Raw genomic sequence first — 17,989 nt, forward strand, 5'->3', positions numbered from 1 at the left:
TTCTTTCAATAAATAGTGTATTTTTGACCAAGTGTGGTTTAAACCACAACAAGAAATTAAAAAAAGCTTGATTTTAACATAATTTTAACATTTGGCCTATTTTTGATTAGAGATTTTATATACTTTAGAGGTATAATTAATTAAATCCCTAACAAAATGAAAACTAAAAAGTACGTAATAGCATTAGCTATTTTTGGTGGTGTATTATTCACTGCACAAGCAACAAATCTTATTGATTTAAATGGACAACAAACAACAGAAATCGACGGAAGAAAAATCAAAATCCCACCAGCAGGTTAATAGAAAAATAATAATTTCAGGTTCGATTATAGCAACATTCATTGCTTTAACTCCTTATCTGTTTTACATTTATGAAAGTGTTCCAGACCAACAAGTTTGGGACACTTTTTTTTACAAATTTAATAGTGTAGTTTACGAAAATGTTCAAATTGTTGTTTGGACAATAACAGGTAAGTTAATTCCATTACTACTGCTATTTATTTGGTTCTTTACCTGTCGACACTGGTGGTATCATGCATTATTAGTACCAATTATGATGTATAGTTATCAATTAATACATTTTGCCTTAAATAACACATATTATTTTGATGAATTTAATTTAATTCATATGCTACCATTTATGGCAATAATTATTCCATCAATATATTTAGTTAGAGCTAGAATATTTAATAGATTAAATACGGTTGACAAAACAATACAAGACCTAGAAGACGAATTAACATTTAAACCAAAAACGTTTTGGGGAAAGATTAAACAATATTTTTAATACCACCCTAAAAACCCCCATACTACCCTACTTAAAATGCTTAAAACCTACTATATTATTAATAGTTTTGTTCAAAATTTATTTAACAATGCTAAGGCTAATAAAACCTTAGAAGAACAAGAAGAAGAGCTTTTTAAAAAGCCTACAACCTTTTGGGAAAAAATAAGACTTTATTTTTAATGCTTTAATTACAATAATTTGTAATTTGTTTCAGTTTTAAAAACCACATTAATAATGTCTAAACCACTGTCTCCATTTTCAAAAGCAGAATTATTACCTCAAGAGGAAACTTTAGAAATTTTTAAACACAAAAGCAGTTTATTTATTGGTATTCCTAAAGAAACTGCATTTCAAGAAAAACGTGTTTGCCTTACTCCTGACGCTGTATCAGCAATTGTTAGTAATGGTCATCGTGTTTTAATTGAGTCTGAAGCTGGTAAAGGCTCTAATTTTAGCGATAAAGATTATAGCGAAGCTGGAGCTGAAGTCACAAAAGATACTGCAAAAGTGTATTCTTGCCCAATGATTTTAAAAGTAGAACCACCTACTTTAGACGAATTAGAATTAATTAATCCTCAAACCACCTTAATCTCTGCTTTACAGATTAAGACACAATCTAAAAAATATTTTGAAAAACTAGCTGCAAAACGAATCACTGCTTTAGCTTTTGAATTTATTCGTGATGCGGATGGTGCATATCCTGCGGTTAGAGCTTTAAGCGAAATTGCTGGAACTGCTTCCGTACTGATTGCTGCGGAGTTATTGAGTAATTCTAGTAATGGTAATGGTTTAATGTTTGGAAATATTAGTGGTGTTCCTCCTGTAGAAGTGGTTATTCTAGGTGCTGGAACCGTTGGCGAGTTTGCTGCCAGAAGCGCTGTTGGACTTGGTGCTAATGTTAAGGTTTTTGACAATTCTATTACAAAATTACGTTGTTTACAAGCTAATCTTGGACGCACATTGTACACATCCACAATTCAACCTAAATATTTAAGTAAAGCCTTAAAACGCTGTGACGTAGTCATTGGAGCTGTAAGAGGAAAAGATAGAGCACCAATTATTGTGTCTGAAACCATGGTGGAAAGCATGAAAAAAGGATCCGTAATTATTGATGTAAGCATTGATATGGGAGGCTGTTTTGAAACTAGCGAAATTACGACACATAATAACCCAACCTATATTAAAAATGGCGTAATCCACTATTGCGTACCAAATATTCCTGCTCGCTACTCTAGAACCGCTTCTGCTTCTATTAGTAATATTTTTACGCCTTATTTATTAGAAATTGCAGATAATGGAGGTTTAGAACACGCTATTAGATTTGATAAAGGTTTAAAAAATGGATTGTATTATTATCACGGAATTTTAACAAGTCGTGCAGTTGGCGAATGGTTTGACTTAAATCATAGTGATATAAACCTATTAATATTCTAAATTTGCAATTCAATTTATTAGAATGAAAATATTACACAGAATTGGTTACTATTTAGGTGGATTCTCTATTGGTTTAGTTTTATTAGCTTTTTTCTTAAACGGAAGAGGTGTCTCTTGCGAGTATAATTATGGTCCAGAAGGAAGAGTCTTAAAGAATATACGTACAAAAACACTACACTTCTCTGCAGACAGTCAAGCACTTTTAGACACAAAAGCTATTGACACCTCTGCAATAAGTTACATCCTTAAAAAAGGAGATGTAGATTTTTCTAAAAGTGAACCTAGAAAAGAACCTTGTGGTATGTATTTTATTTATGGTGAAACTAAAGACAGTAAAAACTACGAATTTTATATAGAAAACTGTGATAGCATTGCAACCTTGCAAACTATAAAAGTTCTAGATTAATTAGATTTTCGTCTTTTACGCTCCTTTTTTAATAAAGTAAGCTCTCGTCCTGTTTGTCCAGCAACAGATGTGTTTTCTTCTGCACGTCTAATTAGGTATGGCATCACGTCTTTAACTGGTCCAAAAGGCAAATATTTTGCAACATTATAACCATGCGCAGCTAGATTAAAGCTAATATGATCGCTCATACCATATAATTGACCAAACCAAACACGATTATCATCTTTACTTATTCCTAATTCTGTCATTAGTTTTAAGGCTAATAAAGAGCTTTCTTCGTTGTGTGTACCAATAAATATTGAGATTGTATTTAAATTATTTAAAATATACAATAAGCAATCATTAAAGTTTCTGTCGGTCGTGATTTTGTCTTTACAAATCGGTGATTCATAACCTTTATCATTAGCACGTTCACGCTCTTTCTCCATGTAAGCACCTCTAACAATCTTATAACCTAAAGTATAACCTTCAGATTTAGCACGCTCATGCGATACTTTTAAAAAGGCTAAACGATCGTGTCTATACGTTTGTAAGGTATTATAAACAATAGGTTTATCTGTATTATAAACCTTCATCATTTCTACCGCTAAATCATCTGCAGCGTCTTGCATCCAACTTTCTTCGCCATCAATCAAAACTTCAACATCTCTTTCTTTTGCTATTTTACAAATGGCGTGATATCTAGCCACTACTCTATCCCATTCTTGCTGCTCAGCATCAGTAAAAGCTTTTCTTTCTCCTTTTTTCTGAAACAAAAATAAACGACCTAAACCTGTTGGTTTAAAGACTACAATTGGCATAGCGTCTTTCTTATCGCTAAACTCGACAAGCTTCATTATTTTTTCTTTAGCAGAATCAAATTGATTTTCGACAGCTTTACCTTCAACAGAATAATCTAAAACCGAACAAACACCTGCAGTATACATTTTATCAATAACTGGCAAACAGTCTTGTTCATTTATTCCACCACAAAAATGATCAAAAACAGTCGCTCTAATCAAGCCTTCTACAGGTAAATGTGCTTTTAAAGCAAAATTTGTAGCTGCTGTACCTATTCTAACTAAGGGTTGATTAGATATCATTTTAAACAAAAAGTAAGCACGATCTAACTCAGTATTGCTTTTAAGCTTGAATGCAACTTCAGTGTTTTCAAAAATAGTGTTGTCCAACATAATAATTTTAATTTTGACAGCACAAATATACTACTCATTAGTCTTATTTTTTAAAAAAACTATTAATTTTACCCATTAACGTTTTTACGCATTTATGACTCCTATTAAAACCCAAGATTACAGCATACAATTTAATCAAAATAGCTACTCTGCATTAAATACTTACATCTCTGAAAATACGTTTTCAAATATTTTTATTTTAGTAGACAGCAATACGTCAACCCTTTGCTTACCTAAGTTGTTATCAGAATTAACAACAGATTTGACTATTGAAATAATTGAAATTGAAGCTGGCGAAAAACATAAAAACATCGAAACTTGTTTGGGTGTTTGGCAAACGTTATCCGAGTTAAGCGCAGACCGAAAATCTTTTATGATTAATTTAGGAGGAGGTGTTGTTACGGATTTAGGTGGTTTTGTGGCGTGTACTTATCAAAGAGGTATACAATTTGTAAATATTCCGACCACACTTTTATCTATGGTTGATGCGTCAATTGGAGGTAAAAATGGCGTAGACTTAGACCACATAAAAAATCAAATAGGCATCATTAAAACACCTAATATGGTGTTAATCGATACTAGTTACCTTTCTACTTTATCAAGCAGAGAAATGCGTTCTGGTTTAGCAGAAATGCTTAAACATGGATTAATACACAATGAATTATATTACAATAAGTTAACAGCCTTATCTAAATTAACACTTGAAGATTTGGATCAGCTAATTTATGACTCTGTTTTGATTAAAAAAGCAATTGTAGAACAAGATCCAACCGAGCAAAATCTTAGAAAATCTTTAAATTTTGGACATACACTAGGTCATGCAATTGAGTCGTTTTATTTAAACCATGAGACTAAAGCTTTACTGCATGGAGAAGCCATAGCGATAGGTATGATTTTGGAAGTTTACTTATCTTCTAAACTAATTAACTTTCCTGAAGAAAAGGTTATCGACATTAAAAACAGTTTAATAAAGATATATGACAAAGTAGATATTCCAACAGAAGATCTCGAGGCTATTATTGATTTAATGAAGTTTGACAAGAAAAACGAAAAAGGTAATATCAATTTTGTATTATTAGAAGCTATTGGGCAACCAAAAATCAATTGCATAGTAGATAATGACTTGATAATCAATTCTTTTAAATTTTACAACGAATAATACGTTTGCATTAAAATAATTTGTAATTTTAGTTAATTGCTATGTTACAGAACTATTCTAACCAGTTTAATTTAAAATATATTGGTATGCGAAAAGTTATTGTAGATTATAAAAAATTAACACCTGAGGTACTAAATTTACTCACTCAAAAGTTTCCGGATGGTTATGGCGATAAAGATATTATCACCTTTGACAATCATAACAATGAAACTATTGAAGCTGTTGAAGTCCAAACTAAAGATACGATCTATTTAGTCAAGGTTAGCTGTAAATTACATTACACGATGACCAATTTTGATTCTGAAATTAACTTAGAAACAAATAGCGATGGTCATGTTGTTGTAGATTTTAACCAAAAACAACTTGACAGCAATTTGATTTTATCTGATGAAGAAGAATAAAGCTACAAATAACGCTCTTTAATAATACGTATATGATGTTTTTCATGACCAATTATTAAAAAGCCTAATGCTCTAACAGATACATGTCCTGAGCCAGCTACACCTTTGGATAACAACGTTGTTTGACTAAAGCTATTATACAGCGCTATACTAGCCTGCCTAACACTTTTATACTCTTCTAACAAGCTATCAATAGTCCTATCATCTGCACCAGAATACTCCACATATTCATTTTCATCAAAGCCCGACAACACTGTTTTATCTTGTCTAGCAAAACGTAATGCTCTGTAACAAAATATACGCTCAGTATCAATTAAATGACAAATAATCTCTTTAATAGTCCACTTACCTTCTGCATATCTATAACTTAATTTATCTTCATCAATAGATTGAAAAAAAAGAAGAGCTTCATCAAAACTAGATTGCAATCCTGGCAACAACTTAAGTCCATTAGCATTATCAATATACCCTTTAAAATAAGGAATATATTCCGTGTCATTTAAATCTGATATGGTCATAATTTTAAAATTTAATCTAAATAAACAAAAAACGCTTCAATATTGAAGCGTTTTAAATTTTAATAAGTGTTTTTTTAATGCATTACAATTCGTTAAAAATACTGTGCATTAAACGTTTTTTATCGTTAATGCTTTCTTCTAAAGATATCATTGTTTCTGTTCTGTAAACACCTTCTATGTCATCTAACATAAAGATTACATCCTTTGCATGCTCAGTGTTTCTAGCTCTAATTTTACAAAAGATATTAAATTTGCCTGTAGTAACATGCGCTACAGTCACAAAAGGAATTTCGTTTATACGCTCCAAAACAAAAGATGTTTTAGAAGTATTTTGTAAAAACACACCTACGTAAGCTATAAATGAATACCCTAATTTACGATAATCAAGCGTTAATGACGATCCTTTAATTATCCCTGCATCTTCCATCTTTTTCACTCTAACGTGAACTGTACCAGCTGAAATTAATAATTTTTTAGCTATATCTGTAAAAGGAACTCTTGTGTTTTCTATCAACATATCAAGAATCTGATGATCAATTTCGTCTAGTTTAAACTTTGCCATTTTATGTTTTTATTAAATAATAGACAAAATTAAAACATTTTTAATGAATTTTATACATTAAAATTGTAAATTTTTAAAGATTTAATGATAATTTCACATTAGTAATAACAACGAAATCGTTTTCGTAATCTATAGATATCAACTTATTATCGTGATTTAGAACGTTATTGTGGCTAGCATCTATTTCTTTATGACCATAAAATTTAGATAAATCTGTAATAGCAACAACTTTAGGCATAAACTTTACTGCATTATTAAGCAATCGTTCCTGATAATTAATACCAATATCTAATATCTGATCTTTAAATTGTGCATTACGTATAATTACATCATAAAATCGCTTTCCGTTTTCTGGGATAGCATTATAATGTGTCACATCAAACCGCTGCTTATCCTCACTAACTATATAATTCAAAGCTAGTAAAAGAGCTTTAAAAACAAAACCTCGTACTACTTCCCTATTGTAATCATCTTTATAATGTCCTGCTTCAAACAAGATTGTAGGCGAATTTAAGCTTTGAAACGCATCACCAACACAATTAATATTAAAACCGTCGTCATACCTCCCAATTTGATTAGGTAAATCATCTTGTAAACCCATATTAATAGCACTTATAACATGCATAGCTTTTTGCCTAGTTGTAGTAACACTTCTATGTTTATCCTGCGATGGAGACAAAAAAGATAAAGTCGCAGGTTTATTAGTATCACCAACACTAAACATAGTACGTTGTCCATGAAGATTAAAACAATAATCGGGTTTAAAGCATTTAAAACAAGTGTTTAAAACAACACTTTCAGGCTGGGATAAATCCTGTGCATCCCTATTTAAATCTACAGCATTAGCGTTTAGCCTAGTATAAGCTGCAGAGCCATCTGGATTTAACATAGGTATGATTTTAAGTGTACATGCCTCTAAAAGTGATTGCATACTAACATCACTAAAACTATTTAACATATCAAATACCGCTTTTGTAGTCGTAGATTCATTTCCGTGCATCTGTGACCACATTAACACTTTAATTGGTCCATTACCAATTGTTATAGAAGAAATACTTTCACCCAAAACAGATTTACCAATAACTTCTACTTTACAAAATTCAGGTAGATTATTTATAAGCGGAGCAATGTCTTTTAACTGAATATAACGTCCATACAACGCAGCCACTTTATAGGTAGTATATAACGTATTTAATAATTGATTATCCATAGTTGTTTTATTAGTTTACAAATGTAACCAAATAGTTATTTACAATTGTAACCAACAGAATTTACATTTGTAATTTACTTATGTAAACATTTATGGTGATTTAAAAGGCAAATACTATAACGCTAATAATCAATTAGTTCTGATTCTTACAAAACTATTTTAAAATACTATTTTTCAGGTAGTTAATGCATTACATTTAAAGTTTTTATTTAATATTATTTACGCGATAGCTATGCTAATTAACCTTTAATAGTTACAATATTTACATTTGTAACATCGATTGTTCAGATTAAATGTTTACATTTGTATCGTTATGATAAACAATGCAGATTTTTCTAAAAGACTTCAAAAAGTCATGGATTATTACGGTGAGAATGCCTCTTCTTTTGCCGAAAAAATTGGTGTGCAACGCTCTAGCATATCACATATATTATCAGGTAGAAACAAACCAAGTTTAGAATTTGTATTGAAAGTGCTCTCCTCTTTTGAGGAAGTAGAATTGTATTGGTTGATGAATGGAAAAGGTGAATTTCCAAAAAGTGAAACTAAAAACCGACAAACACCAATTGCACCAATTTCTAAAAATGAAGATCAAGATTTATTTTCTAATACAAAAAATGAAAATCCAGTAGAAACTAAAAATTCTGATTTACTACAAAATTTAAATCAAAAATCTTCTAACGGAAAAATTATTGAACGCATCGTAATTTTTTATTCTGATGGAAGTTTTTCAAATTTTGAAAATTCTTAATTAAGACGCCTCTTTTTTATTTTTCATTTTCTTTTGAATAAAATTTCTGTTTTGTGAATTTTAAAAAAACGAACGCAGACGTCATAAATTTTTAAAAATTTAAATTTGTTCACCTTTTCAACTTTTTGTCACCATTTTCAAATTTCGCGAATTTGTAGTTAGGTACATAAAATTTTCAAATACGCGAATTATAGAAAGGTTGAATTTTTGATATTATAATCAAACTTTTAATTAATTTTGTTGTAAACCTTATGTGATGAAATTAAAACTAATATACCTTATTATTTTAACTAGCTTTTTTAGTTGCTACAAAGTGGAACGAAACTGCAAAGACTTTAAAACAGGTCAATTTTATAGCGAAGTTAAAGTTGGAGATGTAATTTATAAATCTACCTTTACTAGAACAGATAGTTTACAAATAGAAACATATGAAGGTAAAGTTGATAGTACATTGGTAAGGTGGGTAAATGATTGTGAAGTCATTTACAAAACTATAAATCCTAAAAATATGGCTGAACGTAAAGATGTACATCTTAAAGTTTTAGTCACTACAGATACTTCTTATACTTTTGAATATTCTTATGTTGGAGAGACCAATAAACAAAAAGGTATAGCTTATATTAAAAAATAAAACATGTTAGACTTTCTACTTTCTAGTGATGCTATTTTTGCATTATTAACTTTAACTTTCTTAGAAATAATATTAGGGATTGATAATATTGTTTTTATTTCTATTGCTGCAAATAAACTTCCAGAAGACCAACGAAACAAAGTAACAAACATTGGACTACTACTAGCAATGGTACAACGTATAATCTTACTGTTTTTTGTATCCTTTTTGGTAGGATTGTCCGAGCCTTTTTACAAAATAGATTTTAATTGGATGCATCTGGAATTAAGTTGGCAAGCATTAATTTTATTTTTTGGAGGATTATTTTTAATATATAAATCTACTTCGGAAATTAGAGAGAAAGTAGAAACACCATCACATGATGAAGACGAAGTAAAAAGCAAACCAATTAAATCCTTGCAACAAGCTATTGTTCAGATTTTAATAATAGATTTTATATTTTCAATAGATAGTATTTTAACAGCAGTTGGTATGACCAATGGATTATCTACTAACCATAATCATAATTTGATTTTAATGATTATTGCTGTAGTAATATCCATTATTATAATGATTGCTTTTGCTAATAAAATAAGACGTTTTATAGACGCCAATCCAAGTATTCAAATTTTAGGACTATCCTTTTTAATCTTAATAGGGTTTATGTTAATTACCGAAGCTGGTCACCTATCGCACACTACCTTTTTTGACAAAACGGTTGGAGCTATACCTAAAGGTTATCTGTATTTTGCTATAGCCTTCTCGTTATTTATAGAGTTTTTAAATCAAAAAATTTCTAAAAAGAAATAAAAAAAAAGACCATCTAACGATGGTCTTTTTTTTATTTAATAAGTTTAAATTATTTAGACAAATATACTGCTGATGCAGCTGCTAAACTATTATTAATAAAAGGAGTAATGTTTCCTCCTGCTTCAAAATTATTGAACGCTAAAATTCTTCCGCCTCCATTACCTGCTTCTGCAATGTAAACAGTTTGTGTTGATGCGTCATAAGCAACATCTACAGGATTACCTAATAATGTTGAAGCACCTGATACTCTAACTTGTTGTGACACTTCTAAAGTTCCACCATTAGCTACAGCATTAAACTTTGATGTAAAATTTTCGATGTAATGAAAACCTCCATCATCTTGACCATTTGCAGCATCTGCAATATCTGTTAATATCATAACATCAGAACTAGCATCAAAAGTTAAACCATGTGTTCTAACAATTCCTTCTACAGCAATTCGTTTAGTAGCTGCCAAAGTCATATCTGTTGTGTTAGATAAAAAGTCCGAAAACACTGCTAACTCATTTGTAGCATCCACTACAGCATAAAGATTATTGTTATCAAACGTTATTCCCCATAATTTAAACGACGTTGTAATAGTATTACGCAATGTAATTGTGTTACCATCTTTTGTGTAAACGTATAATCTTCCGTCTGGAGTTAATGGATCTCCATCCACATCTGCATTATCTGCAACCACTATAAAATTGCCATTAACAGCAACTTCTCTTGGACTTTGCATATCATTGGTTCCATCCACATCTACTGTTAACGTAGCGCCAGAAACCAAACTACTTGTATTATTATAACCTTCTAATCCCAAATCTGTTCTAGAAGCTTGTAATAAAAAATCGTTTGTTGCATTATAATATACTCCGTCTGCAGCAATACTAGTTGTAATTAATGTTTTAGACGTTACAGCAGATTGATCTGTAACATCATAAATTGTAATATTACCATCTGCATTATTAGAAGTATATAACTTTACTGAAGTAGGTTCACCATCGTTAATGACTATTGCATCGTTATCATCATCACTACAAGATACTAGTGCTGCCGCAACGAAAAGGGATAACATTGTGTTTTTTGCTAAATTTGATGTTTTCATAATTTTAAAATATTTATTGGTTTATAAGTATGTACGTAAACACTCTAAAAGCAGTTTTTAATATTTTAAATTTTATGATATTGTTAACGTTATTGGCTATGGTAACAAGCCTGATTTAAAGATCTTGTTTGGCAAATATTCGGTCATATGCAATATGTTTGCTTAGTTTTTATTCCTTCAGATAATCTTTTAATTCCTCCTTTAATTTATGATAAGATTTTAATTTTTGGGATAATATATCTTTTTCTGAGTAAACTTTACTTATTGAAATTGGAGTATCAAAATTGTTAGATATTATTTCTATAGAAATCTTATCACCTTCCTGTAATTTATTACTAAACCAATTAGCGTGTTGTTGAGTATCCGAGTTTAATCCGCTAATTGAGATGTTTAATTCTTCTGAATTATCCTTTTCTCGTCTTACAGAATCTAGAATACAGGTAACTATAGTGTTTTCATTTTCAAATCCAGCTCGACATATTTTTTTTCCATTTATGAGAACTTGAAATCCAAATTTATTTTTCATTTAATTTTTAGGTTTTGAGCGCGTTCCGCAATGAATGGCAACACTAAAACAAAGTCACCTGACCCTTATCATCTAACCCATATTCCTGATTATCATCATCTTTGCTAGATATTTCATCTGTTTTAGATTCTGTTTTTTTAGAAATATTCTCCTCCTCCTTCACTTCTATGTCTTCTGCTGGAGTTTCTTCTGGAGCTTCATAAGGAATTGGCTCTAATAAATTAATGGCATTTACTTTGTCTTTGGTTAGTTGGTTTCCTAAAGCAGAAATCCCTTTAATAGCGATAAACTCTTCCAAATTCACTTCTTCGTTATCCTTTCTATCTTTACCTCTTTCTTTAGCAAAAACAATTTCGGCAACAGGTTTCCAGTCTGTAGATACAATTTCTAATTGCGAATTAGGATGATCTGTAATAAAGGATTCTTCTTTGTTTTCATTTTCAATTAAAAATCGCTTAACATAGTATCGCTCCTTTTCTCCATCATAATAAATAGCAGATACAGGCTTTTTAGGCAACCATTTTTCCAAGACAATCATATCATCATCAAAATGAAGCGTTACCTCTGGAGTAACCGTTTTTACTATACCTTTTTGATTTATTATTAACAGTTTATCCTCTCCTCTAAACTCGCCAACTAACTCACCTCTACCGTCAACATTTAAACGCTGTACAGTGTCGTCAAACCATATTTTTCTTGGCTTTAAAGTCGAAATTCCTTTTTCTTTTAACTCTACAGATTTAATAGCATGTTTAGTCACCACGTTACCTTTAGACGCACGACCTTTAATTAAAATATCCGCAAAATCTAAATCCCATTTTAACTTTTTAATACTTCCAACCTGACGTAAACTAATAGAAACTACCTCAGCTTCTCCATTTGGATTAGCAGAAAAATACCAGGTTTTAGAGCCTTTGTTTCCGTTAGTTAAATCATATTCTTTATCTCGTGTAATAGACGTTACAGCAAAACGCTTAACATACGCTGGACCTTTTGTGCCATCACGATAAATTAAATTATAAATGGTACGCTTGTCTTTCTTTTTAAAGACTGCTACGTGTATAATATTTTTACCTATAAAGGTTTTACTATCCACTTTGGTAACCATCATTTTACCATCTGCAGTAAAAGCAATGATATCGTCAATATCACTACAATCGCAAACATACTCATCACGTTTTAGTGATGTACCAATAAAACCTTCTTCTCTATTTACATATAATTTGGTGTTTCTTATTACTACTTTAGTAGCATCCACATCTTCAAACGCACGTAGTTCTGTTTTACGCTCACGACCTTCACCATACTCTTTTTTAAGTCTTATAAAATACGCTATTGCATAGTCTATTAAATTTGCTAAATGATGTTTAACCTCAGCTATTTGCGCTTCTAAAGCATCAATTTTTTGTTGCGCCTTATCAATATCAAATTTAGAAATACGTTTTATTCTAATTTCTGTTAAACGCGTAATATCATCTACTGTAATTGCACGTTTAAGATGTTTTGTATGTGGTTGTAATCCTTTATCAATAGCCTCAATAACACCATCCCAAGTTTCTTCTTCTTCAATGTCACGATAGATTCTATTTTCGATAAAAATACGTTCAAGACTCGCAAAGTGCCATTGCTCTTCAAACTCACCTAGTCTAATTTCTAACTCTTGTCTTAATAAATCTACAGTATTATCTGTACTACGACGCAACATTTCTGTCACACCAACAAATAGTGGTTTGTTATCTTCAATAACACAGCCTAAAGGCGAAATTGAACTTTCGCAGGCTGTAAATGCATATAAGGCATCAATGGTTTTATCTGGAGACAAACCAGAAGGTAAATGAATTAAAATCTCTACTGTTGCAGCAGTATTATCTTCAATTTTTTTGATTTTAATTTTTCCTTTGTCGTTAGCTTTTAATATCGAATCTATTAATGAAGAGGTTGTAGTACCAAAAGGCAACTCATTAACAACCAATGTGTTTTTATCTAACTGACTAATTTTAGCACGACAACGTACTTTTCCGCCACGCAATCCATCATTATAGTCACTACAATCTGCAATACCTCCTGTTGGAAAATCAGGAAACAATGTAAAGCGTTTACCCTGTAGATGTTTTACAGACGCATCAATTAACTCAATAAAATTATGCGGTAATATTTTTGTTGATAATCCTACAGCAATACCTTCTCCTCCTTGTGCAAGCAATAAAGGAAACATTACTGGTAAATTCACAGGCTCTTTACGACGACCATCATAGGACGCTTGCCATTCTGTTATCTTAGGATTAAAGACAACGTCTAATCCAAATTTAGAAATTCGGGCTTCAATATAACGTGCTGCTGCTGCACGATCTCCTGTTAGGATGTTTCCCCAGTTTCCTTGTGTATCTATTAATAAGTCTTTTTGACCAATTTGTACCATAGCATCTGCAATACTTGCATCTCCATGTGGATGATACTGCATGGTATGTCCAACTATATTGGCTACTTTATTATAACGTCCATCATCCAAATCCTTCATGGAATGCATGATACGACGTTGTACAGGTTTAAATCCGTCTTCTATTGCTGGAACTGCACGTTCCAGAATTACGTAGGATGCGTAATCTAAAAACCATTCTTTATACATACCAGTAATCCTGGTAATGGTTTCTTGAGGTTCTTGATTGTCTAAGTTTTCTAAATTGTCGTTAGCTAGGTCGTCGTTTTCTTCTATCATCTATTTATCCTCCTCAATTAAATCAAGTTCAACTTTAAGATTATCAATAATAAACTCTTGTCTTGTTGGTGTGTTTTTACCCATATAAAATGACAACAACTCTTCAATAGACATATTATCATCTAACATTACTGGATCCAATCTAATATCTTCACCTATAAAGTGAACAAACTCATCTGGACTAATTTCTCCTAAACCTTTAAATCGAGTAATTTCTGGCTTTGGTTTCAGTTTTTCTATTGCTTCTCTACGTTCATCCTCTGAGTAGCAGTAAATGGTTTCTTTTTTATTACGAACTCTAAATAAAGGGGTTTGTAATATATACAAATGACCTTCTTTAATTACTTCTGGAAAAAATTGTAAAAAGAAAGTGATTAATAATAATCTAATGTGCATACCATCGACATCGGCATCTGTTGCAATAACGACGTTGTTGTATCTTAAATCTTCCAGCGACTCTTCGATATTTAAAGCAGCTTGCAGGAGATTAAACTCTTCGTTTTCGTAAACAATCTTCTTTGTTAATCCATAACAATTTAAAGGTTTACCCTTTAAGCTAAATACCGCTTGTGTATTTACATCTCTAGATTTTGTGATACTTCCTGATGCCGAATCTCCCTCTGTTATAAACAAGGTACTTTCCAAGTTACGTTCATTTTTAATATCACCAAAATGCACACGACAATCGCGTAATTTTTTATTGTGTAAACTCGCTTTTTTAGCTCTGTCTTTTGCTAATTTTCTAATACCTGACAGCTCTTTACGTTCACGTTCTGCTTGTAAAATTTTACGTTGTAGCTTATCTGCTGTTTCAGGGTTTTTGTGTAAATAGTTATCTAAATGTGTTTTAAGAAAATCTGAAACATAGGTTCTAACAGTAGGTAACTCTCCTCCCATGTCTGTAGATCCAAGTTTTGTTTTTGTTTGACTTTCAAAAACAGGTTCCATAACCTTTATAGCTACAGCACTTACAACGGACTTACGTATATCTGAAGCATCATATTGTTTTCCAAAAAAGTCACGAATGGTTTTTACCAAACCTTCTCTAAAGGCATTTAAGTGCGTACCTCCTTGTGTGGTATTTTGACCATTTACAAAACTGTTATATTCTTCGCTATATTGTGTTTTACTATGTGTTAAAGCGACTTCAATATCATCACCACGTAAATGAATGATTGGATATAACAAGTCTGATTCAGCAATTTTTTCTGCTAATAAATCTTTTAATCCGTTTTCAGAATAAAATTTTTCTCCATTAAAAACTATAGTCAATCCTGGGTTTAGGTAAACATAGTTTTTAAGCATTTTTACTACATATTCACTTCTGTATTTATAGTTTTTAAATATAATATCATCAGGAACAAAGGACACCTTGGTACCTTTACGACGCGTTGTTTCTTCTAAAAACTCCTCGTCCATTAAATTACCTTGAGCAAAATCTGCAGAAGCACTTTTACCGTCTCTAGAAGACTCTACTCTAAAATAAGATGATAATGCATTTACTGCTTTTGTACCGACACCATTTAATCCTACGGATTTTTTAAAGGCTTTTGAGTCGTACTTACCTCCTGTGTTCATTTTAGACACAACATCCACTACTTTACCTAAAGGAATACCACGTCCATAATCGCGAACAATAACTTTGCTTCCTTGTATCGAAATTTCTATGGTCTTCCCTGCTCCCATGACATACTCATCAATGGAGTTGTCTAACACCTCTTTAAGTAGAATATATATACCATCATCTGGAGACGATCCGTCACCAAGCTTTCCAATATACATTCCTGGACGCATACGTATATGCTCTTTCCAGTCTAGTGATCGTATATTATCTTCGGTATATTTAGTTTGTTCTGACATAAAATTTTGATGCAATTTGGAGATACGTTGCTAATATAATATAACCCTTTAAAAAATGAAACACTGCATAGATAAAGTAATTAACAATGTATAACTATTAGTGTTAAGATTGTTGATTTTGTATGATTTCGGCCTTAATTTTTAGAAAATGATTTCTAGTTTCAAGCAAATTTTTCATATAACTAGTTAAAAATAACACGTTAGCCAATCTACCTAAAATGCCAAAAGGCGACTGAAAATAAAACATATCAATCATTATGGTATCTTCTCCTTTTGTACTAAAAATATGTTCGTGCTTAAAACTTTTAAATGCTCCTGAAACCATCTGATCAACAAAGTATTTAGGCGATTCAAAATGTGTTATTTTGGAGGTTAGTTGCTGACGGATTCCAAAATGGGTAGCTTCCCATGTTACCGATTCTCCTAAACCTATTAAACCAGAGGTTTTACCTGCAATAGCCTTCTCATTTGAGTGTTTTAATGAATCCTTATGAAAATCTATATCTCTGGACAAATCAAAACATGTTTTCAAACTCGCATGGATAACTGTTTTAAGTTGTATTAAAGGCATATTAATTACTTTACTGTAAAAATACAAAACGCCATAATGAAATGCATCATTATGGCGTTGTAAAAACTTTATTTTAGTGGGCTTACACGTTAAATAAGAAATGCATTACATCTCCATCTTTAACAGTGTATCCTTTACCTTCTACTCTCATTTTACCTGCCTCTTTAACTTTTGACTCGCTACCATAAGTAACATAATCATCATAAGCAATCACTTCGGCACGAATAAAACCTTTTTCAAAATCTGTATGAATTACTCCTGCAGCCTGTGGTGCAGTTGACCCGACATTTATAGTCCATGCTCTAACTTCCTTAACTCCTGCTGTAAAGTAAGTTTGTTGGTTTAATAATTTATAAGCAGATCTAATTAATTTTGCAGATCCTGGCTCTTCCAGTCCAATATCTGATAAAAACATTTGACGCTCTTCATAATCATCCAACTCATTAATATCTGCTTCTGTTCCAACTGCTAATACTAATACTTCAGCATTTTCATCTTTAACAGCATCTTTAACTAAATCTACGTAAGCATTTCCAGAGACAGCACTATCCTCATCCACATTACAAACATATAATACAGGTTTTCCAGTTATTAGTTGCGATGGCTTAACAAATTCTTCTAATTCATCTTCTGTAAACTCTAAAGCTCTAACAGACACACCTGCTTCTAAACCAGCTTTTAACTTTAGTAACAAAGCCTCTTCTTTTTGAGCCTCTTTATTACCTGTTTTTGCAGCACGTTTAACTTTTTCTAGTTTTTTATCTACAGTTTCAAGATCCTTTAATTGTAATTCCATATCGATAGTTTCCTTATCTCTAATTGGATTTACATTGCCATCAACATGCACAATGTTATCATTGTCAAAACAACGTAAAACATGTAAGATCGCATCTGTTTCTCTAATGTTTCCTAAAAACTGATTACCTAAACCTTCACCTTTACTTGCTCCTTTTACTAATCCTGCGATGTCAACAATCTCAACAGTTGCTGGTAATACACGTTCTGGATTAACCAAGCTTTCTAACTTTTCTAATCTTGGGTCTGGTACATTTACTACACCTATGTTAGGCTCTATAGTACAAAACGGAAAGTTAGCACTTTGCGCTTTTGCATTTGATAAACAATTAAATAATGTTGATTTACCAACGTTAGGCAATCCTACAATTCCTGCTTTCATGTAAAGAAAATTTATTTCAAATTAAGGCTGCAAATATAGTACTATCTTATTTACTAAATTACAGTTGTATTATATTTAATTCACTTTAGAAAAACCTAATAATAACGCCTAATATTTAACAAAAACACTGATAAATTCTTACAAATTTTATCAATTTTTTAATAAAACAGCACGGTTTTGTTAAAATTTTAACATAATTTAGCGTCTAATCAACTTAAAATGTTTAAAT

At 31.3% G+C, this 17,989-nt stretch carries 20 protein-coding genes; 10 read left to right on the forward strand and 10 right to left on the reverse strand.

The window, feature by feature from the left end:
• The first annotated feature begins 156 nt into the window (after positions 1 to 156).
• Genes JM82_RS16330 through JM82_RS05755 form a run of 5 tightly spaced genes read left to right on the forward strand, consistent with a single transcriptional unit; the run spans position 157 to position 2,627 of the window.
• Positions 157 to 300: a hypothetical protein gene (locus tag JM82_RS16330; protein WP_186439182.1), complete on the forward strand. Its 144-nt coding sequence runs from the start codon at positions 157 to 159 to the stop codon at positions 298 to 300.
• Positions 242 to 787 (forward strand): hypothetical protein, encoded by a 546-nt coding sequence (locus JM82_RS05745; RefSeq protein WP_145001770.1) that lies wholly within the window; start codon positions 242 to 244, stop codon positions 785 to 787. Before JM82_RS16330 ends, JM82_RS05745 begins: the two co-directional genes overlap by 59 nt.
• Positions 788 to 823: 36 nt before the next feature.
• Positions 824 to 967: a hypothetical protein gene (locus tag JM82_RS16335; protein WP_186439183.1), complete on the forward strand. Its 144-nt coding sequence runs from the start codon at positions 824 to 826 to the stop codon at positions 965 to 967.
• Positions 968 to 1,021: 54 nt separating this feature from the next.
• Positions 1,022 to 2,221, forward strand: a complete 1,200-nt coding sequence (locus tag JM82_RS05750) for an alanine dehydrogenase (protein ID WP_145001771.1) — start codon at positions 1,022 to 1,024, stop codon at positions 2,219 to 2,221.
• 22 nt (positions 2,222 to 2,243) lie between these two features.
• Positions 2,244 to 2,627 carry a DUF4258 domain-containing protein gene (locus JM82_RS05755; RefSeq protein ID WP_145001772.1) on the forward strand — a complete coding sequence of 128 codons (384 nt, stop codon included), beginning with the start codon at positions 2,244 to 2,246 and terminating at the stop codon, positions 2,625 to 2,627.
• On the opposite strand, the gene JM82_RS05760 is transcribed toward JM82_RS05755, so the two are convergent.
• On the reverse strand, positions 2,624 to 3,799 hold the full coding sequence (locus JM82_RS05760; RefSeq protein WP_145001773.1) for a proline dehydrogenase family protein: 1,176 nt from the start codon (positions 3,797 to 3,799) through the stop codon (positions 2,624 to 2,626). The two genes, JM82_RS05755 and JM82_RS05760, sit on opposite strands and share 4 nt — an antisense overlap.
• 94 nt (positions 3,800 to 3,893) lie before the next feature.
• Here JM82_RS05760 and aroB point away from each other — a divergent pair, with 94 nt between their 5' ends.
• Positions 3,894 to 4,958, forward strand: coding sequence for a 3-dehydroquinate synthase (gene aroB, locus JM82_RS05765; RefSeq protein WP_145001774.1), 1,065 nt, complete (start codon positions 3,894 to 3,896; stop codon positions 4,956 to 4,958).
• Between the two features lie 86 nt (positions 4,959 to 5,044).
• Positions 5,045 to 5,359, forward strand: coding sequence for a hypothetical protein (locus JM82_RS05770; RefSeq protein ID WP_145001775.1), 315 nt, complete (start codon positions 5,045 to 5,047; stop codon positions 5,357 to 5,359).
• Between the two features lie 2 nt (positions 5,360 to 5,361).
• Here JM82_RS05770 and JM82_RS05775 read toward each other — a convergent pair whose 3' ends face one another.
• From JM82_RS05775 to JM82_RS05785, 3 genes are all read right to left on the reverse strand, one after another.
• Complete coding sequence (locus JM82_RS05775) at positions 5,362 to 5,877, reverse strand: DinB family protein (protein ID WP_145001776.1); 516 nt, start codon at positions 5,875 to 5,877, stop codon at positions 5,362 to 5,364.
• Between the two features lie 82 nt (positions 5,878 to 5,959).
• Positions 5,960 to 6,439 carry an Lrp/AsnC family transcriptional regulator gene (locus JM82_RS05780; RefSeq protein ID WP_028282071.1) on the reverse strand — a complete coding sequence of 160 codons (480 nt, stop codon included), beginning with the start codon at positions 6,437 to 6,439 and terminating at the stop codon, positions 5,960 to 5,962.
• A gap of 73 nt (positions 6,440 to 6,512) precedes the next feature.
• On the reverse strand, positions 6,513 to 7,649 hold the full coding sequence (locus JM82_RS05785) for a M14 family zinc carboxypeptidase (protein WP_145001777.1): 1,137 nt from the start codon (positions 7,647 to 7,649) through the stop codon (positions 6,513 to 6,515).
• Between the two features lie 313 nt (positions 7,650 to 7,962).
• On the opposite strand from JM82_RS05785, the gene JM82_RS05790 reads away from it, so the two are divergent.
• The 3 genes from JM82_RS05790 (at position 7,963) to JM82_RS05800 (ending at position 9,820) form a co-directional block, all read left to right on the forward strand.
• On the forward strand, positions 7,963 to 8,400 hold the full coding sequence (locus JM82_RS05790) for a helix-turn-helix domain-containing protein (protein ID WP_145001778.1): 438 nt from the start codon (positions 7,963 to 7,965) through the stop codon (positions 8,398 to 8,400).
• A 256-nt stretch (positions 8,401 to 8,656) separates the two neighbouring features.
• Positions 8,657 to 9,031: a DNA topoisomerase IV gene (locus JM82_RS05795; protein ID WP_099569405.1), complete on the forward strand. Its 375-nt coding sequence runs from the start codon at positions 8,657 to 8,659 to the stop codon at positions 9,029 to 9,031.
• 3 nt (positions 9,032 to 9,034) lie between these two features.
• Complete coding sequence (locus JM82_RS05800) at positions 9,035 to 9,820, forward strand: TerC family protein (RefSeq protein WP_145001779.1); 786 nt, start codon at positions 9,035 to 9,037, stop codon at positions 9,818 to 9,820.
• Positions 9,821 to 9,869: 49 nt separating this feature from the next.
• Here JM82_RS05800 and JM82_RS05805 read toward each other — a convergent pair whose 3' ends face one another.
• From JM82_RS05805 to ychF, 6 genes are all read right to left on the reverse strand, one after another.
• On the reverse strand, positions 9,870 to 10,910 hold the full coding sequence (locus JM82_RS05805) for a hypothetical protein (protein WP_261375330.1): 1,041 nt from the start codon (positions 10,908 to 10,910) through the stop codon (positions 9,870 to 9,872).
• Between the two features lie 169 nt (positions 10,911 to 11,079).
• Positions 11,080 to 11,436, reverse strand: a complete 357-nt coding sequence (locus JM82_RS05810) for a hypothetical protein (RefSeq protein WP_145001780.1) — start codon at positions 11,434 to 11,436, stop codon at positions 11,080 to 11,082.
• A gap of 43 nt (positions 11,437 to 11,479) precedes the next feature.
• Complete coding sequence (locus JM82_RS05815; RefSeq protein ID WP_145001781.1) at positions 11,480 to 14,152, reverse strand: DNA gyrase/topoisomerase IV subunit A; 2,673 nt, start codon at positions 14,150 to 14,152, stop codon at positions 11,480 to 11,482.
• Positions 14,153 to 16,012 (reverse strand): DNA topoisomerase IV subunit B, encoded by a 1,860-nt coding sequence (locus tag JM82_RS05820; protein WP_145001782.1) that lies wholly within the window; start codon positions 16,010 to 16,012, stop codon positions 14,153 to 14,155. It abuts the gene before it with no gap.
• Positions 16,013 to 16,115: 103 nt separating this feature from the next.
• Entirely contained in the window at positions 16,116 to 16,526 is a 411-nt protein-coding gene (locus JM82_RS05825) for an SRPBCC family protein (RefSeq protein WP_315897451.1), read from the reverse strand.
• A 139-nt stretch (positions 16,527 to 16,665) separates the two neighbouring features.
• A complete protein-coding gene (gene ychF / locus JM82_RS05830; RefSeq protein WP_145001784.1) occupies positions 16,666 to 17,760 on the reverse strand; it encodes a redox-regulated ATPase YchF in 1,095 nt (364 codons plus the stop codon).
• Between the last annotated feature and the right edge of the window lie 229 nt (positions 17,761 to 17,989).

This window comes from Olleya sp. Hel_I_94 (assembly GCF_007827365.1).
Classification (GTDB): Bacteria; Bacteroidota; Bacteroidia; order Flavobacteriales; family Flavobacteriaceae; genus Olleya.

Bases quoted from the DNA above. Each gene is read 5' to 3' on its own strand.
- JM82_RS05800 (WP_145001779.1), top strand. From the start codon at position 9,035: ATGTTAGACTTTCTACTTTCTAGTGATGCTATTTTTGCATTATTAACT.
- JM82_RS05750 (WP_145001771.1), top strand. From the start codon at position 1,022: ATGTCTAAACCACTGTCTCCATTTTCAAAAGCAGAATTATTACCTCAA.
- JM82_RS05785 (WP_145001777.1), bottom strand. From the start codon at position 7,649: ATGGATAATCAATTATTAAATACGTTATATACTACCTATAAAGTGGCT.
- JM82_RS05755 (WP_145001772.1), top strand. From the start codon at position 2,244: ATGAAAATATTACACAGAATTGGTTACTATTTAGGTGGATTCTCTATT.
- JM82_RS05810 (WP_145001780.1), bottom strand. From the start codon at position 11,436: ATGAAAAATAAATTTGGATTTCAAGTTCTCATAAATGGAAAAAAAATA.
- JM82_RS16330 (WP_186439182.1), top strand. From the start codon at position 157: ATGAAAACTAAAAAGTACGTAATAGCATTAGCTATTTTTGGTGGTGTA.
- JM82_RS05770 (WP_145001775.1), top strand. From the start codon at position 5,045: ATGCGAAAAGTTATTGTAGATTATAAAAAATTAACACCTGAGGTACTA.
- JM82_RS05775 (WP_145001776.1), bottom strand. From the start codon at position 5,877: ATGACCATATCAGATTTAAATGACACGGAATATATTCCTTATTTTAAA.
- JM82_RS05820 (WP_145001782.1), bottom strand. From the start codon at position 16,012: ATGTCAGAACAAACTAAATATACCGAAGATAATATACGATCACTAGAC.
- JM82_RS05780 (WP_028282071.1), bottom strand. From the start codon at position 6,439: ATGGCAAAGTTTAAACTAGACGAAATTGATCATCAGATTCTTGATATG.
- JM82_RS05805 (WP_261375330.1), bottom strand. From the start codon at position 10,910: ATGAAAACATCAAATTTAGCAAAAAACACAATGTTATCCCTTTTCGTT.
- JM82_RS05760 (WP_145001773.1), bottom strand. From the start codon at position 3,799: ATGTTGGACAACACTATTTTTGAAAACACTGAAGTTGCATTCAAGCTT.
- JM82_RS05815 (WP_145001781.1), bottom strand. From the start codon at position 14,152: ATGATAGAAGAAAACGACGACCTAGCTAACGACAATTTAGAAAACTTA.
- JM82_RS16335 (WP_186439183.1), top strand. From the start codon at position 824: ATGCTTAAAACCTACTATATTATTAATAGTTTTGTTCAAAATTTATTT.
- JM82_RS05745 (WP_145001770.1), top strand. From the start codon at position 242: ATGGACAACAAACAACAGAAATCGACGGAAGAAAAATCAAAATCCCAC.
- ychF (WP_145001784.1), bottom strand. From the start codon at position 17,760: ATGAAAGCAGGAATTGTAGGATTGCCTAACGTTGGTAAATCAACATTA.
- JM82_RS05790 (WP_145001778.1), top strand. From the start codon at position 7,963: ATGATAAACAATGCAGATTTTTCTAAAAGACTTCAAAAAGTCATGGAT.
- aroB (WP_145001774.1), top strand. From the start codon at position 3,894: ATGACTCCTATTAAAACCCAAGATTACAGCATACAATTTAATCAAAAT.
- JM82_RS05795 (WP_099569405.1), top strand. From the start codon at position 8,657: ATGAAATTAAAACTAATATACCTTATTATTTTAACTAGCTTTTTTAGT.